The 26,186-nt window shown below is 61.7% G+C and carries 27 protein-coding genes and 1 tRNA gene; 9 read left to right on the forward strand and 19 right to left on the reverse strand.

Going from position 1 to position 26,186, the window contains the following annotated elements; translation table 11 throughout:
- Positions 1-25 precede the first annotated feature (25 nt).
- The 4 genes from AAFP29_RS07330 to AAFP29_RS07345 all read right to left on the reverse strand — a co-directional run bounded on the left by AAFP29_RS07330 (position 26) and on the right by AAFP29_RS07345 (position 2,617).
- Entirely contained in the window at positions 26-430 is a 405-nt protein-coding gene (locus AAFP29_RS07330) for a hypothetical protein (protein ID WP_419216689.1), read from the reverse strand.
- Positions 427-1,296, reverse strand: a complete 870-nt coding sequence (locus AAFP29_RS07335) for an APC family permease (protein ID WP_419216690.1) — start codon at positions 1,294-1,296, stop codon at positions 427-429. Before AAFP29_RS07335 ends, AAFP29_RS07330 begins: the two co-directional genes overlap by 4 nt.
- Positions 1,178-1,780, reverse strand: coding sequence for an amino acid permease (locus tag AAFP29_RS07340; RefSeq protein ID WP_419217234.1), 603 nt, complete (start codon positions 1,778-1,780; stop codon positions 1,178-1,180). Before AAFP29_RS07340 ends, AAFP29_RS07335 begins: the two co-directional genes overlap by 119 nt.
- Before the next feature lie 270 nt (positions 1,781-2,050).
- Positions 2,051-2,617, reverse strand: coding sequence for an RBBP9/YdeN family alpha/beta hydrolase (locus AAFP29_RS07345; protein ID WP_419216691.1), 567 nt, complete (start codon positions 2,615-2,617; stop codon positions 2,051-2,053).
- A 104-nt stretch (positions 2,618-2,721) separates the two neighbouring features.
- On the opposite strand from AAFP29_RS07345, the gene AAFP29_RS07350 reads away from it, so the two are divergent.
- On the forward strand, positions 2,722-3,177 hold the full coding sequence (locus AAFP29_RS07350; RefSeq protein ID WP_419216692.1) for an Lrp/AsnC family transcriptional regulator: 456 nt from the start codon (positions 2,722-2,724) through the stop codon (positions 3,175-3,177).
- Here the strand turns inward: AAFP29_RS07350 and AAFP29_RS07355 are convergent.
- Complete coding sequence (locus AAFP29_RS07355; RefSeq protein ID WP_419216693.1) at positions 3,163-3,525, reverse strand: ArsR/SmtB family transcription factor; 363 nt, start codon at positions 3,523-3,525, stop codon at positions 3,163-3,165. The two genes, AAFP29_RS07350 and AAFP29_RS07355, sit on opposite strands and share 15 nt — an antisense overlap.
- Here AAFP29_RS07355 and AAFP29_RS07360 point away from each other — a divergent pair.
- Together AAFP29_RS07360 and AAFP29_RS07365 are read left to right on the forward strand one after the other, a co-directional pair.
- The gene (locus AAFP29_RS07360) at positions 3,524-4,603 is read left to right on the forward strand and encodes a Gfo/Idh/MocA family protein (protein WP_419216694.1); all 1,080 of its coding nucleotides are present in this window, start codon (positions 3,524-3,526) and stop codon (positions 4,601-4,603) included. The two genes, AAFP29_RS07355 and AAFP29_RS07360, sit on opposite strands and share 2 nt — an antisense overlap.
- Positions 4,604-5,053: 450 nt before the next feature.
- The gene (locus AAFP29_RS07365) at positions 5,054-6,148 is read left to right on the forward strand and encodes a Fic family protein (protein ID WP_419216695.1); all 1,095 of its coding nucleotides are present in this window, start codon (positions 5,054-5,056) and stop codon (positions 6,146-6,148) included.
- A gap of 450 nt (positions 6,149-6,598) precedes the next feature.
- Here AAFP29_RS07365 and AAFP29_RS07370 read toward each other — a convergent pair whose 3' ends face one another.
- The 3 genes from AAFP29_RS07370 to AAFP29_RS07380 all read right to left on the reverse strand — a co-directional run bounded on the left by AAFP29_RS07370 (position 6,599) and on the right by AAFP29_RS07380 (position 8,120).
- Positions 6,599-6,811 (reverse strand): hypothetical protein, encoded by a 213-nt coding sequence (locus AAFP29_RS07370; protein ID WP_419216696.1) that lies wholly within the window; start codon positions 6,809-6,811, stop codon positions 6,599-6,601.
- A gap of 79 nt (positions 6,812-6,890) precedes the next feature.
- Positions 6,891-7,349, reverse strand: a complete 459-nt coding sequence (locus AAFP29_RS07375) for a hypothetical protein (protein WP_419216697.1) — start codon at positions 7,347-7,349, stop codon at positions 6,891-6,893.
- Positions 7,350-8,046: 697 nt separating this feature from the next.
- Positions 8,047-8,120 (reverse strand) — tRNA-Pro (locus AAFP29_RS07380).
- A gap of 120 nt (positions 8,121-8,240) precedes the next feature.
- Between AAFP29_RS07380 and AAFP29_RS07385 the strand changes: the two genes are divergently transcribed.
- Both AAFP29_RS07385 and AAFP29_RS07390 read left to right on the forward strand, forming a co-directional pair.
- Positions 8,241-9,365 carry an AI-2E family transporter gene (locus AAFP29_RS07385; RefSeq protein ID WP_419216698.1) on the forward strand — a complete coding sequence of 375 codons (1,125 nt, stop codon included), beginning with the start codon at positions 8,241-8,243 and terminating at the stop codon, positions 9,363-9,365.
- Positions 9,366-9,431: 66 nt separating this feature from the next.
- The gene (locus AAFP29_RS07390; RefSeq protein WP_419216699.1) at positions 9,432-9,833 is read left to right on the forward strand and encodes a DUF7144 family membrane protein; all 402 of its coding nucleotides are present in this window, start codon (positions 9,432-9,434) and stop codon (positions 9,831-9,833) included.
- Between the two features lie 58 nt (positions 9,834-9,891).
- Here AAFP29_RS07390 and AAFP29_RS07395 read toward each other — a convergent pair whose 3' ends face one another.
- The 3 genes from AAFP29_RS07395 to AAFP29_RS07405 all read right to left on the reverse strand — a co-directional run bounded on the left by AAFP29_RS07395 (position 9,892) and on the right by AAFP29_RS07405 (position 13,066).
- The gene (locus AAFP29_RS07395) at positions 9,892-11,241 is read right to left on the reverse strand and encodes a DUF2252 domain-containing protein (RefSeq protein WP_419216700.1); all 1,350 of its coding nucleotides are present in this window, start codon (positions 11,239-11,241) and stop codon (positions 9,892-9,894) included.
- A 33-nt stretch (positions 11,242-11,274) separates the two neighbouring features.
- Positions 11,275-12,717, reverse strand: a complete 1,443-nt coding sequence (locus tag AAFP29_RS07400; protein WP_419217235.1) for a hypothetical protein — start codon at positions 12,715-12,717, stop codon at positions 11,275-11,277.
- A 160-nt stretch (positions 12,718-12,877) separates the two neighbouring features.
- Positions 12,878-13,066: a hypothetical protein gene (locus AAFP29_RS07405; protein ID WP_419216701.1), complete on the reverse strand. Its 189-nt coding sequence runs from the start codon at positions 13,064-13,066 to the stop codon at positions 12,878-12,880.
- 83 nt (positions 13,067-13,149) lie between these two features.
- On the opposite strand from AAFP29_RS07405, the gene AAFP29_RS07410 reads away from it, so the two are divergent.
- A complete protein-coding gene (locus AAFP29_RS07410; protein ID WP_419216702.1) occupies positions 13,150-14,100 on the forward strand; it encodes a GlxA family transcriptional regulator in 951 nt (316 codons plus the stop codon).
- Here the strand turns inward: AAFP29_RS07410 and AAFP29_RS07415 are convergent, their stop codons facing one another.
- A complete protein-coding gene (locus AAFP29_RS07415; protein ID WP_419216703.1) occupies positions 14,101-14,622 on the reverse strand; it encodes a hypothetical protein in 522 nt (173 codons plus the stop codon). It lies immediately after the preceding gene.
- A 39-nt stretch (positions 14,623-14,661) separates the two neighbouring features.
- The gene (locus AAFP29_RS07420; RefSeq protein WP_419216704.1) at positions 14,662-15,360 is read right to left on the reverse strand and encodes a TetR/AcrR family transcriptional regulator; all 699 of its coding nucleotides are present in this window, start codon (positions 15,358-15,360) and stop codon (positions 14,662-14,664) included.
- Between the two features lie 92 nt (positions 15,361-15,452).
- Between AAFP29_RS07420 and AAFP29_RS07425 the strand changes: the two genes are divergently transcribed.
- Positions 15,453-16,796 carry an NAD-dependent succinate-semialdehyde dehydrogenase gene (locus AAFP29_RS07425; protein ID WP_419216705.1) on the forward strand — a complete coding sequence of 448 codons (1,344 nt, stop codon included), beginning with the start codon at positions 15,453-15,455 and terminating at the stop codon, positions 16,794-16,796.
- Positions 16,797-17,024: 228 nt separating this feature from the next.
- Here the strand turns inward: AAFP29_RS07425 and AAFP29_RS07430 are convergent, their stop codons facing one another.
- The 3 genes from AAFP29_RS07430 to AAFP29_RS07440 form a co-directional block, all read right to left on the reverse strand.
- Positions 17,025-17,696: a hypothetical protein gene (locus AAFP29_RS07430; RefSeq protein WP_419216706.1), complete on the reverse strand. Its 672-nt coding sequence runs from the start codon at positions 17,694-17,696 to the stop codon at positions 17,025-17,027.
- Positions 17,697-17,719: 23 nt separating this feature from the next.
- A complete protein-coding gene (locus AAFP29_RS07435) occupies positions 17,720-19,147 on the reverse strand; it encodes a hypothetical protein (protein ID WP_419216707.1) in 1,428 nt (475 codons plus the stop codon).
- Between the two features lie 96 nt (positions 19,148-19,243).
- Positions 19,244-20,518, reverse strand: a complete 1,275-nt coding sequence (locus AAFP29_RS07440; protein WP_419216708.1) for a lipase family protein — start codon at positions 20,516-20,518, stop codon at positions 19,244-19,246.
- Between the two features lie 120 nt (positions 20,519-20,638).
- Between AAFP29_RS07440 and AAFP29_RS07445 the strand changes: the two genes are divergently transcribed.
- Positions 20,639-21,526 (forward strand): formylglycine-generating enzyme family protein, encoded by an 888-nt coding sequence (locus AAFP29_RS07445; protein WP_419217236.1) that lies wholly within the window; start codon positions 20,639-20,641, stop codon positions 21,524-21,526.
- 316 nt (positions 21,527-21,842) lie between these two features.
- Here AAFP29_RS07445 and AAFP29_RS07450 read toward each other — a convergent pair whose 3' ends face one another.
- Positions 21,843-22,868 (reverse strand): aspartate-semialdehyde dehydrogenase, encoded by a 1,026-nt coding sequence (locus AAFP29_RS07450; protein WP_419216709.1) that lies wholly within the window; start codon positions 22,866-22,868, stop codon positions 21,843-21,845.
- Complete coding sequence (locus AAFP29_RS07455; RefSeq protein ID WP_419216710.1) at positions 22,868-24,133, reverse strand: aspartate kinase; 1,266 nt, start codon at positions 24,131-24,133, stop codon at positions 22,868-22,870. The genes AAFP29_RS07450 and AAFP29_RS07455 overlap by 1 nt, the downstream gene beginning before the upstream one ends.
- Positions 24,134-24,401: 268 nt before the next feature.
- On the opposite strand from AAFP29_RS07455, the gene AAFP29_RS07460 reads away from it, so the two are divergent.
- Positions 24,402-25,577, forward strand: coding sequence for a glycosyltransferase 87 family protein (locus tag AAFP29_RS07460; RefSeq protein WP_419217237.1), 1,176 nt, complete (start codon positions 24,402-24,404; stop codon positions 25,575-25,577).
- Between the two features lie 17 nt (positions 25,578-25,594).
- Here the strand turns inward: AAFP29_RS07460 and AAFP29_RS07465 are convergent, their stop codons facing one another.
- On the reverse strand, positions 25,595-26,173 hold the full coding sequence (locus tag AAFP29_RS07465; RefSeq protein ID WP_419216711.1) for a TetR/AcrR family transcriptional regulator: 579 nt from the start codon (positions 26,171-26,173) through the stop codon (positions 25,595-25,597).
- Between the last annotated feature and the right edge of the window lie 13 nt (positions 26,174-26,186).

A 26,186-nucleotide genomic window follows, 5' to 3' on the forward strand; every position in this document is an offset into this window, starting at 1 on the left:
CCTATTGTGGCGGATGCTGCCGTCGTCATCGTGCGTAGTGCTGATCAGCGATGAACTCCCGCACGGTGGCAAGGTTCTGCGGGCAGTAGATCCCGACGATCAGCCGCAAGCCGTCGAAGGTGTTCTCCGGCAGAATGATTGGGCGGACATAGAATTCTCCGCCGATCCCAATCTGCGTCTTGAGGTGACCGAGCGCCGCTTTGCTGCCCGCCGTCGAGCACACCACCCCGCCGTCCTCACCGAGCACGCGCGCTACCTGACTGGCCGACATCGGGGTCGCCAGTCCTTCCGCCTGGTACGCGATGACCAAGCGATCAGCCTTGGCGAGCGCTGCCGCATTGTCCCGCGAATAGTTCCAGGTGACCAGCATGACCATCAGCAGGACGGTCATCACCGCCCCGACCGTCCAGTAAATTGCCTTGTGGCTCATGCTGTTTCACCTTCCGCGTCGGAGGAGACTCGCCAGGACGGCTTTCGAAGTGTTATCAGCAGCCACGGGACTATCAGGCCAAGCAGCAGTATGCCTCCGCCGACAATGCCGATGAAGACCCACGGGCTTCCGCCGCCGAACTGCGACGGCGGAATGAAACTGATCGCAATGGCTGCGACCGCCGAGATCAGCCCGACAGCGCATAACAGCGGCAACGCCGGCGCACGGTAGCCGCGCGGATGATTGGGTGCGATCTTGCGCAGTCGATAGGCGGCGATGAATAGCCAGATGTACACCAGCAAATAGACCGACGTAGTGATCGTCATGAAGATCCAGTAGGCGTTCGAGACCGCCGGGACGAGCGCGAAGAGTAGCGCCAACGCTGTCGTCACCCATCCCTGCGCAACCAGGATGTTCTGTTGCACACCGACTTTATTCGTCTTCTGGAAATACGGCGGGAGGTAGCCACCCTCTTTGCCAACCAGCAGCAGGCTCTTCGATGGCCCCGACAGCCAGGTCATGAAGCCAGCCAGCGAAGCGATAACGATCGCGAGACCGATGATCGGCACCAGCCACTGCAGTCCGAAGTGTCCGAAAACTACGGAGAAAGCTTGCATTACACCGGCCGTCAGACTGATCTGCTCCGAAGGCACTACCCACGAGATCGCCAGGGGCGGCAGAATTAAGATCACCAGGACGAGGATGACCGCCACGAACATGGCTCGCGGGAACTGTCTTTCGGGCTTCTCAAGCTCGTTGACATGTACCGCGTTCATCTCCATACCGGAGTAGGCCCCGAAGTTGCTGACGATTAGCACTATGCTCGCGATTCCAGTCCAGGCGGGGAAGATGTGGCTGCCGCTCATCGGCGCCGCAGACGGATTGCCTTGCAGGAGAAAAACAATACCCAGCAGCACCGGGGACTAGCGTGCCGATGAGCACGCCGCTAGATGCCAACTTCGCGATGACACCGATTCCGCCACGTAGTGCGAGAAGGACACCTGCCCAATAGAAGACGATGATCACGACCGCCGTGAACACGCCACTGGACGCCAGTTCCGGATTGATCACGTAGGCAAGGGTGCTCGCGACGAAGGACAGCAGCGTCGGGTAGTAGAAGATCGTCATCGCGAACTGATGCCAGGCCGCAGCGAAACCCATATTGGGCGAAATCCCTTCAGTCACCCAGCGATACACACCACCGGACCACCCCGAGGCCAGCTCGGCTGACACCAACGCTGTCGGAACGAGGAACACTATCGCGGGCAGCACGTAAAGGAAGACACATGCGAGGCCGTAGACGGCCATCGTCGGCGCTGGCCTGAGGCTGGCAACTGACGACACGGTCATTAGGGCCAAGGCGGTCCACGTTATGTAATTCGTTGCGGGACGCGCGGTTCCAACTGGGGAACCATCGCGAGTTGCCGTGTCTTCAGCCATATCCGGCCCCTTACTCTGCTCCGCCGATGTATGTCGCCATCAACTACGACATCGCACTGGGTGCGACGCCACATCACCCAAACGGGGTGAAGGCGGCATTTCTCAGGAGCAGAGATCGGGCGACCACCCTGAATCTTCGTCACGATGTTGAGGTGACGGCAGTCTGCCCTGCGATAGTCGTCAGCGCTTGACAAACGTGTCCAACAGATCCCTGCCGTCCCGCCACCAGCCGAGGCCACTGGCCGAGTTGATATGCCCCACGCTGCCGGCCAGGTGTAAGGGAGATCCCCATCCTGCGGCAATCTGCACGGCGGCATCGACTGTGCAGTACGGATCATTCACACTGGCGACTACACGACTGGGACACTCCAATGGTTCTGGCTCGGCACCAAGGAATGTCGGTGCCGCTTGTCGCGGAAAGCCCTGGCCGTTCAGGTCTGGCGGAGCCACCATGAACGCGCCCCATACCAATCGTTCCGGGTTCTTGGTCAACCACCGGGATGCGGCCCAGCAGCCAAGGCTGTGGGCTACCAGGACGACGTCGGGGTCTCGCTCGACGGAGTGATCGTAGGCAACCTGAACCGCGTCAACCCAATTGTCCAGATCAGGCGCGGACCATGACGTCGGCGAGATCCGCACCGCAGTACAGCCCCAATCGCGCTCCCACCTGGTCTGCCAGTGCTGCTCGTCCGATCCATCGATACCGGGGATGACGACGTATGCGACCACGATCACCAACCATTTCATTCGTAGAACTATCCTGCGGACCCAAGTCTTGCTCAAAGTGTGCTGGAATCAGGCTTGCGGGCAAAGCTTGGCAAATGAAATCAACGCGATGACCGGAGAAGAAGATGGAATCACTCGATCGAATCGACCAAGACATCCTGGAACTTCTTCAACAGGACGGACGGCTCACCGGCGCGGAGGTGGGGCGTCGGGTCGGATTGTCTCAACCTGCTGCGAGCGCGCGTATCGTACGGCTGGAGAAGTCCGGGATCATCACCGGCTATCGCGCGGTCGTCGACCCGATAGCACTGGGTCTCAACATCCACGCGGTCATTCGCCTCCGGACCACGCACGCCCAGTTGCCGAAGGCTCTTGAACTCGCCTCGCGGACACCGGAACTCGCCTCGACCCTGCGAGTCACCGGCGAGGACTGCCTGATCTTCGATACCCACTGCCGCGATGCGGGGAGGCTGGAGGCGGTGGTCGATTCACTGGCGCGCTACGGACCGGTCACCACGTCGTTGGTGCTGCACGAATACCCGTCCAAAGCGCTCGGGGTCGCGAAGTCACCGAGAGTCTGACCCATTCGGTTCGCGCTCGATCGCCGAGCCGTAGACGGCGTCGAGTAGCCCCGGCGCGAATTGTTCGACGAAATCGTCGCGGAGGCTATTGAGCCGACGTCCCGCGACATCATGCTGTTCGATCAGCCCGCAGCTCCGAAGAATCGAAAAGTGGTAGGAGGCAGTCGATTTCGGCAGGTTGTCATAGAGATCGCTGCAGCCCTGGTCCGGACCGCCGTCACGCAAACGGCGGACCATCTCCAGTCGCACGGGATCGGACAGGGCGCGTAGGACCTTGGCGACCCACTCAGGATCATGCCGTATGGGAGGTTCCAATTTTCTCGAACCGTCAGGTACGCTGTTCGTCATGGTTCCAGAATATTCGAACCCGCAAGGTCGGGAACTGTCGGTCGGCGTAATTGGCGCATCCGGGTGGGCGGACGTGGCGCATCTCCCCGCACTGACGAAAACACCGGGGCTGCGGCTTGGAGCAATCGCTACATCCAGGCCTGAGTCGGCCAAGCACGCCGCGAAGAAATGGGGCATCGACCGCTGGTATACCGATGCCGCCCATCTCGCGTCCGACCCGGAGGTGGACCTGATCACGGTGTCGGTGAAGGCTCCCCTGCACCGAGCCGTCATCGAACAAATCGTCGCTGCGCGTAAGCCCGTACTCTGCGAGTGGCCGATGGGCGTTTCCACCTCGGAGGCGATCCAGCTAGCAGAGCTGTTCGGGGAGAACAACATCACCGCATTCGTCGGGTTGCAAGCAGCGGCGAACCCGGTACTCGTCCAGACTGGGCGGCTCGTCGGCGACGGAAGGATCGGCACGGTCCTGAGCGCCACAGTCAGAGCATCACGGGCGAGCAAGGAACCGGTACCAGCGGCATCGGCTTACACGCTCGACATCCGCAGCGGAGCCGGCACTCTAGAAATCTTGGGCGGACACGCTCTGTCGGCGTTATTCACCGCCCTGGGATCACCGCCCGCTGCCCCCGAGAGGGTCACAGGTACAGCGAGACTGGTACGCACACAACACCTCTCGGCCGACGGCGGCGTGGTTGACGCCACCAGTCCCGACGTCATTACCGGCTATATCGATCTCGATCCGGGTATCGCGACGATCTCGCTCACCGACGGAGATCTCGCCCCCGGCACCGAAATCACCATCGTCGGGTCAGCTGGCCGAGTGACACTTCGCACCATCGCCGACGGCGAGCTGCGTCTGCGTCAGCCGCAGATGGCGGACTGGTCGGCTGAGGTCAGGACACCGGACGGTGTCGAGACACTTGTGGCGCCATCGGACGGTCTGCCGTTGGCAGCCCGGAATCCGTCGCATCTGTATCAGGCCATACGCGACGACATCGTTTCTGGGACGACACGTGCCGCACGAGCCAATGATGCGATCGCCATCCATCAGATCCTGGACGAATTCAGCGGCAACTGAGGCCCAGCAATCAACCGCCCCGGAAAGGGTTGAACTGCAACGCTAAACAGCAATACTCAGTCGCGGCAGGATTCATTGCCTTCCACGTCCCGCCATCAACAGGACGTCTGCGAAGCAGAAGTGCCGTTCGAAGTCGAGCTTCCGGCGGGTGACTACATGATCAGTTGAGATTGGATGAATGGTCGAATCGACGAGAGGTCTGAGGCGCGAGTTTCGGTGGAGTTTCGCCGGGGTCCGCGACAAGAGCCTCCGCGCGGGCCTCGTCGCGAACTGGGCTGCCACGTTGACGGCTCCGGCAATGAGTGGGGCTACTCTGGCGAGGTCACGTCGCTGGCGGGCGCGAATACCGACCGACGGACCTCACGCAAAATACTTTACACTCCCAGAAAACATGTAAAAAGTTCCATCAATATTTTGCATGTCTGGTCATATGTGTGGGAGGCTTCACGTATGACCTGGGTACCCGAAAAGCCTTACAACACCCTACCGCCGCCTCCAAGTGCCGACATCCTCGAAACCAAGGGCGTGTTGAGGGCTTCCATCGGCGCAAGCACTGCACTCGCCAAACTGGATCAGGCGGCAGTTTCGATGCGCAATCCCACGGTATTGATCAATTCGATACCTGTCCTCGAAGCACAAGCAAGCTCCGAGATCGAGAACATCGTCACCACCACCGACGAACTGTTCCGCCATATCGACAATGAGAGCGCTGCCGCGGACCCCGCCACCCGCGAAACCTTGCGGTACCGCACAGCACTGCGAGTTGGGTTCTCTCTTACGCAGGACCGTGGACTGACCGCTTCAACAGCGTCAGCCGTCTGCAGCATCATCAAGGGTCGCGAGATGAAAGTGCGCGCCGATCCGGGTACGAGAATCGCGAACCCCGGCACCGGCGAGGTGATCTACAGCCCACCCGAGGGTCGCGACTTGATCATGGACAAGCTATCTGGCTGGGAGCGCTTCGTCCACAACAACAAAGTCGATCCACTGGTCCGCATGGCTGCCGCCCACTACCAGTTCCAAGCCATCCATCCATTCTCGGATGGCAACGGCAGGACAGGACGGATCTTAAATGTGTTGATGCTGGTAGAGGCCAACCTCCTCCGAATGCCAATCCTTTACCTATCTCGATACATCATTGACACCAAGAACGACTACTACCAACTACTACTTGCTGTCACCGCGCAGGAGGCATGGGAGGAGTGGGTCCTCTACGTCCTCCGAGGGATTGAGACCACCTCGCTTATGACACTCCGCAAGATCGATGCAATCCACACACTTCAAGCGGACTTCGGGCACAGGTCCCGAGCAATCTCCAAGGGCGCAGCACACTCGGAGTTTCAGTCACTCCTATTCGAGCAGCCATACTGTCGGATCAACACGGTGATAGAGCGATGCGACGTCTCGCGCCCCACTGCAACCAGCTGGCTTAGCTCACTAGCTGAAGCGGGGCTGCTGAGAGACATCAAGGTCGGACGTGACCGCCTCTTCATCAACCGAGAGTTCCTCGAGTTATTGACCCGCGCAGAGCCTCTGGAGACATAGCAAGAGAATTGACATACCGAGAAAACCTGGGAAAAAGAGGGAACAAAGTTTGCAGTTATCAGTGATTTAGGTCACACATGACGCCTAGCCCACCCTGCGACTACCGTTCCGACCATGCGCCGCGCCGCGCTTGCACTCTGCGTATCCGCAGTCGCCCTAGCAGTAGCGTGCACCACCACTGCTCGACGGGCTGTGACTACAGCAACGGTGACTGCGTCCCACGGTTCCCCGTCGCCCCAATCGACACCAACCACGCAGACAGATCAGGATGCCACCGAGGTCCCCCGTACGTGACGAGCCGCGGCATACCCAAAACTCCAAGGCATGCGACGGCTGTGCTGCCGACATCACTTTCCAAAGCACATGGTGGAAAGACGAAAACTGCGGCGGGAGCTGGGGATGCGCAGTAGTCGAACTAACGATCAATGGCCGCTCCGCTACGCCATTCGCTTACAACGATTCGTTTGTCGCTGTCGGCCATAGCGGCAATATCGCGACGACTAACCACCACCGCAGGCCTAGTCGCCACGCTGCAACCGTCAGAACAACACCAACCAGCGAATTCAGATATGCCCACGGAGTAGCAGGATCAAAGAACATACCGGTCACCGCCAGCACCACCACGGCAACAGCTACCCCGCCACATACGAGCCATGCTCGCACGGTCTACTCATCACACCAGTAGACCGGCTATGTACGTTCTGCGGCATCAACAGATACCAGCGATCGGCGTGAGTTGGAACTACGCAACCTCTCGGAGAACGTACCCGTCTGGAACGGTCATCGTCTTATAGTAGTAATAGAATATTTGAGCGGCCTCCCTCCATTCAAAGACTTCATTTGGCTGCACAGTTGCCTCGTTTTCGCCGACCTTGACCCTTTCTTCCGGAGCTGTGTTGGTATCTGCAGATGGTGTCCGACCTACCACGCACAGGGATTGGCGGCCGTGCTTCTCAACCCTGGTATCAAGAGTCATTCTTGTCGGCGCTCCGCCTGCCTGTAGAAATATCTCTCCAGCTTTGGCTAGTTCCTCCGCCTTGAAATCGTCCGGCCACCCCGGTCGCGGAAGACTAAAAATATAGGCGGCGAAGTTCTCCTCGTCAAAGGCCCTAAACATCATCTCAAAGTAATCTTCGTCCTCGTCGGGCCCGACATACCAGGAACCGGAGAACACTTGGAGGACGTGTGTTGGAGTCGCCATGGTCATCCTTTCTCTGCGGCTTAGCCACGACCTGATTGGCAAACGAGGACGGGGCGACCGACGCGACTCCGCTCAATCCCGATGCACATGCCAGCGCCAACCCTGCCGCGGCGATACCCACCCCGTACTTGCGAACCATGTCAGAACCCCATACTCAGCCGTGTGTATCAACATGAATTATTGATACATAGGAGCACAGAGGGGTGAAGGTTAGCAACTACAAGGCCGAAATGCGCTGTTGACGACAGTAAGCGGTCATGCACGAGCGGGCGGTGGAGCCGAACTGGCCCTCCCCCCATTGAGCCCTGCGAATCGGGGCTCTCGGTACCCATGTAGTTGAGCGATCACAGCTGTCGCCTGTGTGGTTCTTGTATATAAAAGGTGTCAATGAGGTAAGTGTTACGACTCGCATCTCTCACGATCTACGTGCACAGCGCCGCATCGTTGGCAATCAACGCCTGGGCGAACGTGAAAGCCGCACAAACGATGCTGGGACACGCCTCAGCGGCACTCACCCTCGACGTCTATGCGGACCTGTTTCCGGACGATCTGGAGCGCGTTGCGGACGCTCTGGACGCGGCTCGTAAATCTGCTGCGGACTACAGGCACCGACGCCGACGCCGCGCCGTAGAAACGAGGAAGCCCCCAACCGGTGTTCCCACTGGTCAGGGGCCTCTACTGCTTCTCAACCAAAGCGTCGGGGTGGCGGGATTCGAACCCACGACCTCTTCGTCCCGAACGAAGCGCGCTACCAAGCTGCGCCACACCCCGTGTGTAGCCTGGAAAAGCTTACCGCAGGCCGCAGCGAGGACTAAATCGGCTGGTCATCGAACCAATTTCACCCTCAGCGGATGATCTGGGCGGCAACCTGATCCGACGATAATCGTCTGCATGAGCAAGCGTCCGGCGGCTCAGGCCGCCGCGCCCCAATGGTCACTGCCGCGCGGCCTCATCGTTCTCGTGAGCGTCGCCGGCTTGGTGGTCAGTGTCGCCGGAATCAGATCTGTTGCCGGGATAGTCGGGCCGGTATTTCTCGCGTTGATGCTGACGATCGCGGTACATCCGGCCGGGCGCTGGCTCCGCGGCAAAGGATGCCCACGTTGGCTCGCCTTCCTGACCGTTCTGACTTCGGTATACGCCATATTGATCGCATTGTTCGGCTCGATTATCTTCTCAATCGCTCGCCTCGCCACGATTTTGCCCGAGTACTCGGATAAGTTCGACGACCTCGTGAACGGTTTCCATAACTTTCTCGTCGATCACGGCGTCAGCTCCGAAGACGTCCACAAAATGCTGTCGAGTATCGACTCCAGCAAGATCATCGGCGCCGTCGGCGATATTCTCGGCAGCGTGGCTTCGGCCACCTCGGCACTGATCCTCGTCATCGTGGTGGCGCTGTTCATGGCGATCGACGCGATCGGCGTTTCCGAACGAATGAATATTCTCGCCCGCTCACGGCCCGATGTCGCAGCCGCGTTTAACAACTTCGCCGCCGGCACCCGGAGCTATCTAATAGTCACCACGGTGTTCGGATTCATCGTTGCAGTCCTCGATTCCGGCGCGCTCTGGGCACTAGGAATTCCACTTCCCATACTTTGGGGTTTACTTTCATTCATTACAAACTATATTCCCAATATCGGCTTCATCATCGGCGTCATTCCGCCGGCTCTTCTCGGATTGCTCGACGGCGGCGCGAGCAAAATGATCCTGGTCATCGTGATATACAGCGCGATCAACGTAATACTGCAGTCGGTGATCCAACCGAAGTTCGTCGGCGACGCCGTCGGCCTGTCAACGACACTGACGTTCCTGTCCTTGATCATCTGGTCCTGGATCATCGGACCCCTCGGCGCGATCCTTGCCGTACCACTGACCCTCTTCGCCAAGGGACTACTGATCGACATCGACCCCGCGACGCGCTGGGCCGACATACTTCTCGCCGATTCCGTAAAGACTGCCGAACAGATCGACGACGAGGACAAAAATACTGTCACACTAAAGATTGAGAATGATTGATTAGACGCCCAGCGACCACAAAACGACCGATACTTATTCCAGGACACTCATATGAAAGGCAAGAAAATGACAACCTCCCCCTCTCCCGTCAAGAATGGCTTCGCAGCCGGAATATCAATCGGCGCGGCCGCCCTTCTTTTCGTAGCGAGTCTCCTCGCCGTGTTCCAAGGCATCTCAGCCATCGCAAATGATGAAGTGTTCATTGCCGGGCCTCAATATATCTATTCCTTCGACCTCACCGCGTGGGGCTGGATTCACCTGATCCTGGGCATCATCGGAATCGCCGTTTCATTCGGATTGGCGCTGGGGTCGGGCTGGGCCCGAGTCTCGGCAATCGTCATCGCCTCGCTGTCGATCATCGCCCAGTTCCTCTGGTTGCCGTACTACCCGCTGTGGGCCATCTTGGTCATCGCTGTCGACATCCTGGTGATCTGGGCTGTGTCGACCTGGCGTACCGAGACCGTCTAGTCGCCCGCCGATCGGGCCGGTCCATCGATGGTGGGCCGGCTCGACGCGCGATGGTCGATCAACCGGTGGGCAATTGCGCCGCTTCAACCCGCCCCTGCGCGATCGCTTGTTCCAAAGCTTCGTGGTCTTCGACGTTGATCGACGCGTAGGACATCGCGAAATCAGCGATCGCATCCTCGAAACCCCTACCCCGACCAATGAATTCGGCGATGGCGTATCTGCTCGCGGTTCGGGCATGCGCTTGCGCGAGGGCTCGGCCACACAGCTTCGCGTAGAGCATCAGTCCACGGGGCTCCAATGCCTCGATGACAACCGAGCCCTTTCCGTCGCGGAGCTGGCGAATATAGAAGTCGCGGCCAATCCCCTCCGGGTCCAGCCCCGACTGCCAGCCGAGGAACGCATCGCTCGCGGCCTGCATAAGTCGCTGACCTTCGACGACGCGTCGCCCCTGGTTGTCGAAACTCGGCCCGGCTGGCACATATTTGGCCAGCACCGACTCCTGCGCCTCTTTCATCTGCAAGAACAGCGGGTCAGATAGGTCGCGGCCCACCATCAACGCGATCCACGCGCGAGTTCCGACGCTGCCGACACCCACCACCTTGCGCGCGGCCTCCTCGTAGGTGAACTGGTCCAGCAGCTGCGCCACCTCCGGCGGCAAGGTCGCCCGATACTCCGCGAGACGATGAGTGAGCTCGCGCGCCAACATCTCCGCGTCCTGCTCGCCGAATAGCTCGTTGATCGGGACCAGCAGCGGCGGATCGCTGCGGATATGCGCGATGCCGTCGGTCACCACACAAAGTTTCGATAACGCCTGCACACTGTCCCGATGCCGCGCCTTCTTCAGGAATTTGTTCGTGCGCTCGACCGCTGCGGTGTCCAGTTTTTCGCCCAGATCCGCGATGATTTCGTCGGCGTTCACGTGTGCGTACCAACAATCCAGCGTGGACTTGGTGACGCTGCGCGCCATCGACTTTCGGTAGGCCCGGGCGGAGCGGCACGCAACGGCCCGCACGTCCTTGTCGTCGAGGCCGTTTGCCTGCGCCGCGACCACGAAGCTCGCGGCGAGCCGTTTCACGTCCCATTCGAACGGGCCGGGGTACGTTTCGTCAAAATCGTTGAGATCAAACGCCATTCGACGCTCCGGCGTGAAGAACAACCCGAAGTTCGACAGATGGGCATCACCGCACAGTTGGGTATGAATACCCGAATCTGGTGTTGCCGCAAGATCTGCCGCCATTACCGCCGCCGCACCGCGGTAGAAGGTGAAGGGCGTGGCCACCATCCGCGCGTACCGCACCGGCACGAGTTCAGGGACTCGGCTGGCAGCTTGCTCGGTCAGAATGTCGATCGGGTCTCGACGATCGGCGCTGGGTGGCACATCTGCGAGGTCGGCAAGTCGCGTGGTCATCGAATCCTCCTAGCCGGACACCTCTTTCGGCGCCTACTGGTATGAAACGAACCACGGGGCGGGCGCGACACGCATTGTCTGCGCGGGGGTGAACGTCGGGTGGTCCTCCGTATAGAAATTCTTCCACCCCATCCACACATTCGGCGGCAAATCGGTAATCAGCCGATTCCACGTCCCCATCTTGACCGGCGGCGTTCCGTGTCCATCGGCATGGATCACCATCGCCAACTCGGGATGCGCGGTATTGATCGCCCGCCGATTCGCCAGCATATCCGAGTCGAATTCGTGCAGAATCAACACTTTCTGCGGTAATCCGTTGTCGCGCACCACGCTTGCGAGCCAGTCGGAGGTCCGGTTTACCTCGGCTGCTTCCACCGAGCCGATCTGCGTGAGGTGAACCTCATTGGGTTTGAGCCGCCACTCCGAATCCAGCGCGAGCCCCACATGTGGAAGCTTAAGTAGCGATTCGTACATCTTCGCCTGGCGCAGAAAGTCCATCCGGCCGGGTTGTAGATCGAGGGTCACGTAGATACCGGCTTTACCCGCGGCCTCAACCCAGGGCTTGATGACCGCGGGGTCGATGATCGAGGTGTAATTGTTACCCGGCCCGGGCGACGCCGACGCCACCGTGACGATGATTTCGAAGGCTGGGATCACCTTCTCTTTGCTCACCGAATCATACTGTGCGGCAACACGTTTAGCTCTCGCTATAGTCGCGGGCAAGCTCTGCCGTCCGAGCGGGCCGAGCGACGGCGAATCCGGCGAACCATACAGCGCGATCATCCGCCGGCCCGGAAAGACAGTGAGTCCTCCGCCGGGCAGTTCGAGCGCACGTCGGGCACCAACGACGCGATCGGAAAGCAGTGCGTCGGTACCGAATTCGCCACCGATGCCCAGCACTTGCGCCTCAGGGTCGGCCTTCAGAGCTTCGACCGCCGAGGCACTCGACCGTGGATCGCCTCCACTCGCATCTGCACCGACCGCACCTGCCGCGGCGATAGTCGCGAGTGCGTCGTCGCCTGGCGTCGCCACCAGCACCACTATCCGACGGCCCGACGGCACTGCCGAGAATGCTTTCTGCGCAGATGATTCCGTCACTGCGGCAAGGCCTAGCGAATCTGTCCCATCGCCAACCAGAACGGCATTGCGCGTACCCAACCTGGCTACTTCAGTGCGGATCGCGTCGATACTGCTGTCGTCGTAGACAAACATCGGAATCCGAAGCTTTCGGGCCGTCTCACCCGCAGCTCGACGGGCCCGGGCGTCAGCGCTTGGTCCTACAATCACGACAGTCGGAGCACCGGAAAACAGCTCGCGACTCGCGAGCACCGACGTCGGTACATTCGGATCGCCGTAGACCACCCGCGTTTGCGCGTCAGACAATTCGGCATTCGGTTCCTGGACACTCCGGCTGGCGACGGTGGCGGCAACGACAATCAGTGCGACCACGGCTACCGCGATGGCCACCGCCATCATCCGTAACGGTGTCAGCCTCCGACGCCCCTCCATATCGTTGGACCGACCTCCGCATCTCACGCCCCGGATAGCGCCGGAACTACCAGTTCTGCGCCGAGGCCACGCTAGGCCTTCGACGCCAACAAGGTATCAGCTTCGTCGGTATCAAATAGCGAATGGACTATCCACCGTCCCGACGCATCATCAGAAGGGCGTCGAGCTCGACCGCGACCCGGGCGGCGTCGGGTCCGGCCAATCGAGACAGCGGCACCCGAGAGATCCGCTCGGTGCGCCGCTCGGTGCGGTACACAATCAACGCCGTCAGCACGACGACGGGGACGAGAACGCTGACGATGATCACGATTGTCATGGCATTAATCATGTCCGCACACAAATTCTGCCACCAGTGGCGGAATTGACATTGTTAGCAAATAATCTGCCACAATTGTAGTCATGCTTCGCACTATCGCGGTCGTCCTGCAAAAACGCGTGGCGATGTTCGAATACGGCGTCATCAACGAAGTTTTCGGCATCGACCGCACCGGCGATGGGGTACCTTCCTTCGAAATGCTGGTCTGCGGGCCCGAAGCAGGTGTTCCGATCGATGCTGGCAACGGTGTGCAACTGGTACCGCCCGATGACTACTCCGCCTGCGCCCGCGCCGATCTGATCGCGATCCCCGCGGGCAATACGAACGGCGACTACACCGAAGAATCGCTCGACGTACTTCGTGCCGCCGTCGCGCGGGGTGCACGAGTGCTCACGGTCTGTTCGGGCGCCTTCCTCGCCGCGCACGCAGGGATTCTCGACGGACGCCGCGCCACCACCCACTGGATGTACGGGGAGAAACTCGCGCGGCAATTCCCCGACGTCATCGTCGACACCGACGTCCTATTCGTCGACGACGGCCCGATCACCACTAGCGCGGGGACCGCAGCCGGCATCGATGCCGCCTTACATATCGTGCGTCAGGAATTCGGTTCGGATATCGCCAATCGCATCGCACGTCGAATGGTCGTAGCGCCGCACCGGGACGGCGGCCAGCGGCAATACGTCGAGGCGCCGGTGCCGGCATGCGACTCCGACGGTTTCGGCGAAACACTGAGTTGGATGATCGAGAACCTTGACGCCGACATCGCGGTCAACGACCTCGCGAACCGCGCCCATCTCTCGCCACGCACTTTCGCACGACGGTTCGTCGACGAGGTCGGCGTGCCACCGCATCGTTGGCTCACCGAACAGCGGGTCTTGCACGCGCAACGGCTATTGGAATCGACGATGATCACGGTTGACGATGTCGCATCGCGATGCGGGTTCGGGTCCGCGACGCTGCTGCGCCACCATTTCAGCGCGATGGTCGGGGTATCGCCAGGCAGTTACCGCCAGCGGTTCACCGGCCGATGATCAATCCGCACCGCGCGTGTCGGCCGGCTCGAAATCGTCGGCATCAACCTTCGCGGCCTCGTCGGTCGCGTCAGCCTCAACCGGCAGCTCATCGAACGATACCCGCGGCGTCGCCGCGGTGTGATAGATCGCCAACCCAGCGTTGACCGCGGCCGCAATTCCGAAGCCAACGGCGAATATCCCGGTCAGCACATAGGCGATAGTCGCTAGGCCACCGTCGAGCGGCGAGACCGCCAACGCTGCCGCGACGGCCAGGATCAGCCCGAGCAGCGACCAAGCCGCGCCACGCACCCGCGGCCCCACGACGCCGGCATAAAAGAGCCTTCGATATACCCCGGTCTCGAATTCGTCGACGGCGGCCAGTCGCACCGCGTCGGCACCGGCCACGGTCCGCAGTTGCGCGGACAGTTCCAGATCCGCGAGCAACCGTGCTGATTCCCGTGCTCGGTACCGCACGAACGCGATGATCGCGACGGTCGCCGCGATCAACCCAAGACCCATCGAGAATGCCCATAAGTTCACATCGGCCACCGTACCGCCCGAGGGGTGAACGTGTTACAACTACGGTCGGGCCAACGCCGCGAGCGCGCCGGTGAACATCGACTCGAGTCCGACGATCAACGCATCCAAGCCGAGGTCGAATGCCCGATCGGCGCGCGAAACCGATTGCTCCGCTTCACCTTTCGACGCCTCGGCGGACAACGCGGGATATTCGATCGCCAATGCGCCGACGTCGAAGACTCCATCGGGCGCGTTAGCGTCCAGGGCTGCGCCCAATACAAATGATTCGACGGCAACGATCGCCGACAGTATTGACCCACGCGGCCAACCCGCAGCGGCGAATCCACTGACCAATGTGTCGTACATCTTCAGCACGGCCCGCGAGTCGGCCACCGGCATCACCGCGTATGTCGGCACCATATGCGCGTTGACGGCGAACACATCCCGCGCCGAACGCGCCCAACGCCGCACGCCTTCGGCCCAATCAGCTTCGGCGAAACCCCCGAAGTCGACCCCTTCAATGAGGTGGTCCTGGACCAGGATCATCAGCTCGCGCTTGGATCCGACATGGTTGTAGATGGCTGACGGGGCAACGCCGAGTCGATCGGCCAGCGTGGCGATGGTCAGCCGCGCCGGGCCACCCTGAGCCAACAGCGACATCGCACCGGCAACGATCTTCTCCCTCGACAGCACGCGTTGGCGGGGGCGTCCAGCACGGCGCGCCGCGTCGGCAGCCCCATCGCCAGCATTCCGATCCACGTCAGCTCCCTTGTGTTACCGCTGTCACAAGGTTAGCCTATAAATGAATCATATTCATTTACCTCGCCGGCCCGCACCCGACAGGAGCTCCCATGTCAACCTATGCAGTCACCGATCCCGCGACCGGCGAAGTCGTCGCCACCTACCCGACGGCTACCGATGCCGAAATCTCCGATGCTGTCACCGCAGCATCGAACGCCGCGTCGTGGGTCCGCTCGACGTCGGTCACCGACCGAGCCGAATTGATCCGCAAAGTCGGTGCGCTGCATCATGAACGCCGCGAACAGCTCGCCGACATCATCGTGCGGGAGATGGGCAAACCGCGCGATGAAGCGCTGGGAGAAGTGGACTTCTGCACCGCTATCTACGACTTCTATGCCGACAACGCCGAGACCTTTCTCGCCGACGAGCCGGTGAAACTCCTTGAGGGAGAAGGGGAAGCAGTCATCACCCGCGGACCGATCGGTGTGCTACTGGGCATAATGCCGTGGAACTTCCCCTACTATCAGGTGGCTCGATTCGCCGGCCCCAACCTGATTGTCGGCAACACCATCCTGCTCAAACACGCTCCGCAGTGCCCGGAATCCGCACTCGCGTTGCAGCAGATATTTCTCGACGCAGGGTTCGCCGAGGGCGCCTATGTCGATATCCGCGCCACCAACGAACAGGCAGCCACGATCATCGCCGACCCACGCGTCGCCGCGGTGTCGCTGACCGGCTCGGAACGCGCGGGCGCTGCCGTCGCCGAGGTCGCGGGCCGCAATCTCAAGAAGGTCGTACTCGAACTCGGCGGGTCGGACCCGTTCATCCTCCTGTCGTCGGACGATCTCGACGCCACCGTTGACTCAGCCGTCGCCGCACGCCTGGATAACACCGGGCAGGCCTGTAACGCGGCCAAGCGATTTATCGTCGCCGACGACCTTTACGACCCGTTCTTGGAGAAGTTCACCGCCAAGATGCTCGCCGCCGCCGACGGCATCGCCCCCCTGTCGTCGGAGCGAGCCGCTCAGGGCCTTGAACAGCAAGTCGCCCGCGCCGTTGAAGAAGGCGCTCACCTGGCCAGCGGTGGCGAACGTCGTGGTGCGTTCTATCCGCCGGCGGTACTAACCAACGTCCGACCGGGCACCGACGCCTACCACCAGGAACTATTCGGGCCGGTCGCCATCGTGCACCGCGTGGCCGACGAGGACGAAGCCGTCAGCGTAGCCAACGACACCCCATTCGGTCTGGGCTCCTATCTATTCACTACCGACCGCGATCAGGCACAACGCGTCGCCGCGAAGATCGAAGCCGGCATGGTGTTCATCAACGGAGTTGGCGCCGAGGGAGCAGAACTCCCATTCGGCGGAATCAAACGCTCAGGCTTCGGCCGGGAACTCGGGCGCTTCGGTATCGAGGAATTCATCAACAAGAAGATGATCAGGACAGTGGGCTAAGACCTGCCACCCCGCGATGGTCGAGTGCGACGGCGAGCTCGCGAGACGGCGCGTATCGAGACCCCACCCCGCGATGGTCGAGTGCGACGGCGAGCTCGCGAGACGGCGCGTATCGAGACCCGCCCCGCGATGGTCGAGTGCGACGGCGAGCTCGCGAGACGGCGTGTATCGAGACCCCCGCCGGCCGAAATACCAACGCCCCCATCGCAATTCCCTAACCGAACCCGACTACCGCGCCCCCGGCCGGAACATCTTCGACGGTTTCATCCGAGTGGACTCAGGCAACCAACGATTTACCGGACGCCGCATCGCACACAACGCGGAGATAACCAGTAAGCCGGCCTGAATCCAAGCGACGAGAATCATCGACGACGACACCTCGGGGTAGCGCAACAGAAGGTCGATGCCGATGGGTACCGACAGCACGTTGACCACGACCGTCGCGACAAAGAAGTTGCGAACATGTCGACTGTGATGATTAGCCGCACCCACCAACAGCGGATATTCGATGGCGAGGAATACCACGATCATCACCAGCATGAACGGCGGGAAAAACCCTGCGATGGAGTCGACCTGATTAGCCGGACCGGCATTCTTGGGATCCTGGGCCACGCCGTCGAGTAGACGCTGGCGTAGCAGGTCCGAGATCAGGCCCAGATTGAGGAAGCCGTAGACGACGGTGACCAGACCCATCGCTGCCGCGCCCCACCAGGCCACGCGAGCGTGCAGCGCCAACGCGACCGGCGGCGGCCCCGCATCGTCGGGTCGCGTCGGATACCACGACGACACATCCCGATCCTTCGACGTACGCGCGATCTCGGCCAGGTCTTCGGCGTCGAGTTCGGCCTGTGTCGGGATGCGATCCGGCTGGTCGGGGTCGGGTGAATTCTGCGAGCCCATAGGTTGATACTGCCACCTGCGACCTAGCGGGTGATCTTCAGCATCCTTCCAACCGTCCCCTGCCACAGCGTTCCACCGGAGGTGATGGTGCCGGTCAATTCCAACGGCTCATTGATCGGGGCATCGCCAACTTTGCGGGTCTTCACGCGTGCACCGGTCGCGAAGTCGGTGGCGACGTAGTAGACGGGACCCAACTGCTGCACTGCTCCCGGAACATAGGGTCCGTACCCGACGGCGTGGATCAGTCCGTCGGCGCGCGACAACTTGGGTAGCGTCGCGATGCGGTCAGCGTTCTCCCAGATTCGTCTGCAGCCATGCTCCGAGACGTCGATACGCGTCGCGCCGCCCTCGAATCCCGCATCGGCCGGCACACTTGGCCCGGTCACCGCCATCGGCGGGTACTGGTAGCCGTAGGTCGACGGGATCACCAACGAGTTCCCCCATGCCATCGGCGAGTTCTCGGTGCCTTGACCCGACGTCGCGAATGCCGGTGTGCGACACACGAGCGATCCGTCATCGCTGCGATAGACGAGAAGATTCGGCCGCCGTGCGGCGTTGTCGACGATGGCAACCCATCTTTCGCCACCCGGACCGAAATACGTTGGGGTGGTTCCCGATCCCCAGGTCAATTGTCCTGGCTTGCGAGCGGGACCACGATCGTAGGCTCGACGCCATACGGTGCGCGGTACGCCGTCCGAACCCGCCTTCATTTCGTAGAGGGCGTGGGTGGTGATGATCGACGCGCCACCCGGCCGAATAGTCAGCCCATTGCCAAGTTGCTCACCGGCGGGAAGTTTTGTCGAGCGGACCACGCGTCGCGCACCTCGATCGGTCACGGTGCCGATGGTTCCGTTGGTCGTCGCGAACCAGACCCGGCCCTGCCAGTCGGGCGCGAGCCCGGTGACGGCATCGCCTCGCGAAAGATGTTGCCGGACATCGGTTCTCTGGGCCACGTAGAGCTGCCATCCGGATGCGGTCCGCCGATGAGCCACACGTAGGATCGCGCCCGAACCGTCGGCGACGACCACTCGATTACGATCGTCGAGGTAGCCGTATACCCCGCCGAGTAGACCGCCTTTGGTCAACGGCAGTCGAGCGGTGACCGCTGCGGTACGCGGGTCGAAGAGCGTCACAGTCGGCACAGCGAAACCGCCGGCGCCGACATAGTTGGTACACAACGAGACTGGGAGACCGTCGGAGCCGACGAAGGTGGCGGCACATGCTCCGCCTGGTACCGACGATGCCGCGAGCCGGGCGGTTACGCCCGGACCGGGATTCCCGGTGGAATCGGTCGACTGCGGATCACCGTGCATCAGCGAGGTTCCGGCCGGGCCGATGCCCAGCGTCGGCCCCGGACTCGCCACCGCGGCCCCGACAGACAAACCGGCTACCACCGAGCAGACCACCAAAGACGTCAATGCGCGATGGATAATCGCAGTGTGACAACGCATTTGACTATGCAAGCACATAACCCGCACTGACGGCCACCTTACGGTCGGGTTGATTGGTTCAGACAATCAACCCGACCGTCTCGTCGGCTCAAATCCTCACTGAGACAGATGAGTCAACAGGAAGTTCGTCGCAGGCAGAAGTGTCGTCACCATCGGCAGCGCGTGATTGACCACCAGCCCCGGGAAGATCGGCGGGATAGTGTTGGTCACGAGAGTGACGTTGGCGCCCTGGCCTTTCCAGTCCTTGTACAGCTGATTCACCTGCCCGTAGGGAATCACGTCGTCGCTGATACCGCCCTCGATCAGTACCGGAGCGTTCGGCTTGAGTTTGCCGATCCGCTGGTCGCCGATCATCTTCTGAATCTCGGGATAGCGCTTGATCACCGACGACAACGATTCTCCAGTCCGCGTCCACTGACTGGTCCGCTGGAACCCGAAGTTGAGCCCGGTGTCACCGATGCACTGTGTCGCGGCGCTTTTCAGCGCGGTCTTACCGTTGGCGTTGGTCTCGCTGGCAAGAATCGGTGCCAGCTTGGGGTACCGGGCATCGAGTCCGTTGATGGCATAGGCGATCCCGCCGGCGATGAATGTGCCGTCGATTTGGTCGATGACCTTCGACAGGTCAGCCGGAGGCGCGCCCGCATAGGTGGCTTTCACATTCAGATCGGGCGCATAGCTCGATGCCAGTTCAGCGGCCGATGCCGCAGCACCGCCGCCTTGCGAATAGCCCGAAAAGGCGATCGGGGAATTCTTGGGCGCCTTGGCAACTCGCAGCGCGACACGAGCGGCGTCGAGCATTGCATGACCGGACTCGGCGCGGTTGACATAGGTGTGGATTCCAGGTGTGCCCATGCCGATGTAGTCGGTAATCGCCACTCGCACTCCGTTGAGGAGAAGCAGGTACATTTCCAGGCCGGTGTAGTTGACCGCGATGGACGGTTTTGCCGGATCGATGGCCAATGGGAAGGCCATCATCTTCGAACCCGCGCATTGATCGCCCTGGCCGATGGTGCCCGGACCGAGCACAACAGTGGGACGCGGCCCCTTGCCTCGCCAGGGCGCGGTCGGCTCGACGACGGTGCCGGTTACCGCAGCTGCGTTGCCGTCCTGGTAGGTCGAGCTGTACATCACGCGGGTAGCGGTCCCGGGCCACTGGTTAGGAATTCCGGGGATCTGCAGCAGTAGCGGCGATGGCTGGCTACGAATGACCGATCCTGGTGCGGTGTCGAATTTCGCTGGCGGCGTATAGAAGTCAGCGGCCGACGCCGAAGGCGCGATGGCCCCGGCGGCTCCGATCGCGAGCGCGGCGGATGTCGCAGTAGCTATCAGCGCGCCGAGTCGTCTTGAGATGAATCGCCGATTTCGTATCATAGAAATGTAATCTAGACCACCGACTCATAGAATGCTACTCGCGGGTAGGTTGTCGGGATCGACCCAAGCCAGGGCCGCCTCGCGGATCGATCACGCGTAGATTCGGTGCTCGTGGCAGACATGGTCAATGTTCCCGGCGGCGAGTACCTGATGGGTTCGGCGCAGCACTACCCCGAGGAACGTCCCGTTCGATCAGTTCACGTGACTCCCTTCCGTATCGACACGCACGCGGTCACCAACGCGCGGTTCGCCGAGTTCGTCGCGGCCACCGGGTATGTCACCGTCGCCGAACAGCCGTTAGATCCGTCGCGATATCCCGGCGCCGACCCGGACCTCCTCAAGCCGGGCGGGTTGGTGTTTCACCAAACTCCTCAACCCGTGGAATTACACGACCTCACGCAGTGGTGGGCGTACGTACCGGGAGCGAACTGGCGCAATCCGCGGGGTCCGCAATCATCGTTAGATCAACTCGACGACCATCCGGTGGTGCAGGTTTGCCACACCGACGCCGCCGCTTATGCCGCGTGGCGCGGCGTTCGTCTGCCAACCGAGGCGGAGTGGGAATTCGCCGCGCGCGGCGGTCTGCAGTCGCAGCCATATACCTGGGGTGCCGAAGCGGACGACGATCCGCCGTATCGCGTCAACCGCTGGCGCGGCGAATTCCCTTGGCAGAACTCGGCTTCCGATGGATATGAGGCGACGGCTCCGGTCGGCACGTTTGAGCCGAATGGTTACGGCCTCTACGACATGGCGGGAAACGTCTGGGAATGGACCGACACCTGGTGGACACACCACCATGCCGCCGAAAGCTCTCCGTGTTGTGGAACCGACGTCGCGCGGCAGCGGTCGATGGGCCCCGGCGACGACGTCGGACGTCGGGTCATCAAAGGCGGATCGCATCTCTGTGCGCCCAACTATTGCCTGCGTTATCGTCCGGCGGCACGACAGCCCGAGGCCATCGACTCAGCAACCTGCCACCTCGGATTCCGTTGCGCGACAGACGAATAGATAGCCGGTCGAGTGCCCGACGAGGCGCCAGCGAAATACCAACCGCCGGTCGAGTGCCCGACGAGGCGCCAGCCGAGGCGGGTGTATCGAGACCCCCCGCAAGACAAACACCCCTACCGCACAACGATTTCCAACTCACCAGGGTCTCGATACACGCGCGTCTCGCTACGCTCGGCGAGCGCACTCGACCAACCAAATCATCGCGTCTCGCTGCGCTCGGCGAGCGCACTCGACCAACCAAACACCAACCGCTGGTCGAGTGCCCGACGAGGCGCCAGCCGAGGCGGGTGTATCGAGACCACCCGCGCAACCGCCCCTAAACCAGCAACTCTGCGATCTGAATCGTGTTGAGCGCAGCGCCTTTTCGCAAGTTGTCACCGGATACGAATAGCGCCAGTCCCCGACCATCGGGCACGCCCGGATCTTGCCGGATACGTCCGACGAGCGACAAATCCTTACCCGCCGCGGCCAATGGCGTTGGCACATCGGTCAATTCGACACCAGCGGCCCCGGCCAAGATCGCCTGGGCCTGTGCGACGGACAGCGGCTCCGCGAACTCCGCGTTGATCGACAACGAGTGCCCGGTGAACACCGGCACGCGCACGCACGTACCGCTCACCAACAGTTCGGGCAGACCGAGGATTTTGCGCGATTCGTTGCGCAATTTTTGATCTTCGTCGGTCTCCCCGCTGCCGTCATCAACCAGCGCTCCGGCGAGTGGGAGAACGTTAAAAGCAATGGGCGCAACGTATTTCACCGGATCGGGGAACTTAACCGCCGAACCGTCATGAACTAACTTCTCGGCGTCGTCGATACCGGCACGCACCTGCGACGCCAACTCGTCGACGCCGGCCAGGCCGCTACCCGACACCGCTTGATACGACGAAATGATCAGCCGACGCAGCCCGGCTGCGTCGTGCAACGGCTTGAGGACCGGCATCGCGGCCATCGTCGTGCAGTTTGGATTGGCGATGATGCCCTTGGGCGGATTCTGCGCCAACTCGCCGTTGACCTCGGCCACCACCAGCGGCACGTCTTCGTCTTTCCGCCAGGCCGACGAATTGTCGATAACGGTTACACCGGCAGCCGCGAATCGCGGCGCCTGCTCACGCGACATCGTCGCGCCTGCGGAGAATAGCGCGATATCGAGTCCGACGGGATCGGCGGTCGCAGCGTCTTCGACGACGATTTCGCCGTCGCCCCATGGCAGCTTCTTGCCCGCGGACCGCGACGACGCGAAGAACCGCACCTCATCGGCGGGAAAGTTGCGCTGCGCCAACAGTGTTCGCATGACGGCACCGACCTGACCGGTCGCGCCGACTACTCCGATACGTGCACCCATTATCGACCAGTTCCCGCGTAGACCACGGCTTCTTCGTCGCCGCCAAGGTTGAATGCCGTATGCAGTGCCCGCACCGCGTCGTCGAGTTCGGTATCTCGACACAGGACCGAGATCCGAATCTCCGACGTCGAGATCAACTCGATGTTAATGCCAGCGTCGGCCAGCGCCTCGCAAAATGTTGCTGTCACACCCGGATGGCTCTTCATTCCAGCGCCGACGAGCGAGACTTTGCCGATCTGATCGTCGTAGAGAACTTCGGAGAAGCCAATTTCACTCTTGAGCGCGGTCAGCTTCTGCACGCCCAGTGGTCCCAGCTCGCGCGGCAGGGTGAAGGTGATGTCGGTCTTGCCGGTGTCGACCTTGGAGATGTTCTGCAACACCATGTCAATATTGATATCTGCGTCGGCGACAGCGCGAAATACCTTGCCCGCGTTGCCCGGAGTGTCGTCGAGGCCGACGACGGTTATCTTGGCTTCGCTGCGGTCGTGTGCGACGCCGGTGAGAATTGCATCTTCCACGGGAATGTCCTCCATTGAACCGGCGACCATCGTGCCGGGTTTATTCGAGTACGACGAGCGCACATGTACGGGAACGTTGTATCGGCGGGCGTATTCCACACAGCGCAGCATCAGTACTTTCGCGCCACAGGCGGCCATCTCCAGCATTTCCTCAAAGGAAACGGTCGAGAGGTGCCGGGCGTCGGAGACGATGCGAGGATCAGCTGTATAAATGCCGTCGACGTCGGTATAGATCTCGCAGACGTCTGCTTCGAGTGCCGCGGCAAGCGCGACGGCCGTTGTGTCCGACCCACCACGACCGAGCGTCGTCACATCTTTGGTGTCCTGTGAGACGCCCTGAAAGCCAGCGACCAAGACGATCTTGCCGTCGTCGAGCGCGCTGCGGACCCGGCCCGGCGTGACATCGATGATCTTTGCCGAGCCGTGGCTACTTGTGGTGATCACGCCGGCCTGCGAACCGGTGAACGACTGCGCCTCGGCGCCAAGCGAACTGATCGCCATCGCGACCAGGGCGTTTGAGATGCGCTCACCCGAGGTGAGGAGCATATCCATCTCACGCGGCGGCGGCGTCGGGTTGACCTGTTCTGCCAGGTCCAGTAGTTCGTCGGTGGTGTCGCCCATCGCGGACACCACGACGACCACGTCGTTCCCCTGCTTTCGGGTCTCGACGATGCGCTCGGCGACTCGACGAATCCGTTCGGCCGTTCCGACCGAGGATCCGCCATATTTCTGCACGACCAGTGCCACGCCGTTGAACCTTTCCGTTTCGGGATTGGAGATACGCCCTGCAACCTTACCGGGCTGCCCGATCCGGCGAACACCGCCGCTACGTCGGTTCACCCGGCGTCGGGAAATTCGTCCGAATACTTACCCAACAAGGGCAATATGCCCTCGGCGAGCGAGTATTCGGACGATTTTCGCAGGTGGCCGTGTCCTGACATGCGCTGGTTGGGCTACCGCCTACCATCACGTTGTGCCCGGAACCGCTGCCGCCGTGCCCGACCAAACCGAGTCGATGACACCATCGTCGACATCCTTCATCGTCCGCCATGCGGATTGGCTGCTGCCCGCTTTGGTCTTTCTCGCGGTCCGGGTGATCGGCCTGGTGGTCCTCGCTCGTTTTGCCCAGTTGCGGGGCTTGAACCTCGGCAACACACTCGCCGCATGGGACGGCAAATGGATGCTCGCCATCGCCGAACATGGCTACGCGGGCGTACCCGTCACACAGACCGACGCGCGCGGCATTCACCTCACCGAGACCGCATACGCCTTCTTCCCCGGCTACCCGTATCTCGTACGACTCCTGGACAAACTACCGTTCGTCACCGCCTATGGTGCCGCGATCGCGATCAATATCGTCCTCGGTTGCATAGCCGCAGCCGGGGCCGCGAGGTTGGCGGCCTTCTGTGCACGCACCATGTCGGCCAGATCCGACGACGCCGCATCGCCCGATCCGGCGCGCGTCGGGCTGATCCTCACCGTCCTATTCGCGGCGGCACCGATGGGCATCGTGCTGTCGATGGCCTACACCGAGGCCCTGTTCTGCGCACTAGCCGTCTGGGCACTGATCGGTGTCGTCGAGCATCGTTGGCTGTTAGCCGGCTGCTGTGCGGGACTGGTTGGACTGACCCGCCCGACGGCGATCGTCGTGGTGGGCGTCGTGATGCTGGCCGCGCTCCTCGCTCGCCGCGACGGCCCGCGAGCCTGGGCGGCGATCGCACTGAGTCCCCTCGGCTACCTCGGCTATCTCGGCTTCGTGTGGGCCAAGACCGGCTCGCCGACCGGCTGGTTTCGGATACAGACCGACGGGTGGGGCACCCAATTCGATTGGGGTGCGGCAACTTACACCTTCGTGAACGACTCACTGCTGAACTCCGGCGAGATCGCGCCGGTCGCGACGTCGTGGATCATCGCCGCAACCATCGGTCTCGTGGTTGTCGCCATGTGGAGCAGACTCCCGTGGCCGATCCTCGTCTACGGCGCTCTCGTCGTCGCTTCGATCATCTTGTCGTCGGGTTTGATGATGAGCCGTGCGCGCCTGCTCCTACCCGCGTTCGTTCTGCTGATTCCGGTGGCCTACGCGATTGCCCGATGGCGGACATCACATGCGGTGGCGGCGCTGCTGGTTATCGTCATCGGGAGCTCCTGGTTCGGCGCGCATATGCTGACGGTCTATCCCCACGCGGTCTAGCCCTTCTCCGCGAACCGCTATCCCGCGAAACCTCGGCACAAGTAGTCGATCCCGCTATCCAGCCGCTCCTTCAAGTCGACCTGTGGGACTTCGTCGGACCGCTCTATCCCCTGCGCGGCGATCAGACTGTCCGCGACCATCGCCAGCGCGACGCCGTTGATGAGATTCCAGACCGCGAGGGCCATATCGATCGACGCATCCTCACCTCGACCCAATTCCGCGAGGCCGTCGGCCAGCCAACGCAAACATTCCATCGACGTCTGGCTGAAGGTGAATCGCGGCGATGCGTAGGCAAGCACCATCCACGGATGTCGTTGATACAGAGCCCAATCGACGTCGACGGCAATCTGCACGCGTTCACGCCAGGTCCACGGCCCCGGCTCGTCGATCGGATAGCGAAACCGGCTACCGGTCTCCTCGGCCATTTCCCGCACGAGTTGGTCCTTGTCTGCGACGTGCCGGTACAACGACATAGCTCCAACGCCGAGCCGGTCGGCGAGTCGGCGCATCGACAACGCTGCGAGGCCGTCGGCATCGGCCAGCTCGATCGCGGCATCGATGATCGCCGGCATCGTCAGTTTCGCGGGCGCAGCCATCGTCGTCACTCTT

The organism is Gordonia sp. CPCC 205333, from assembly GCF_048537885.1.
Lineage (GTDB): Bacteria > Actinomycetota > Actinomycetes > Mycobacteriales > Mycobacteriaceae > Gordonia.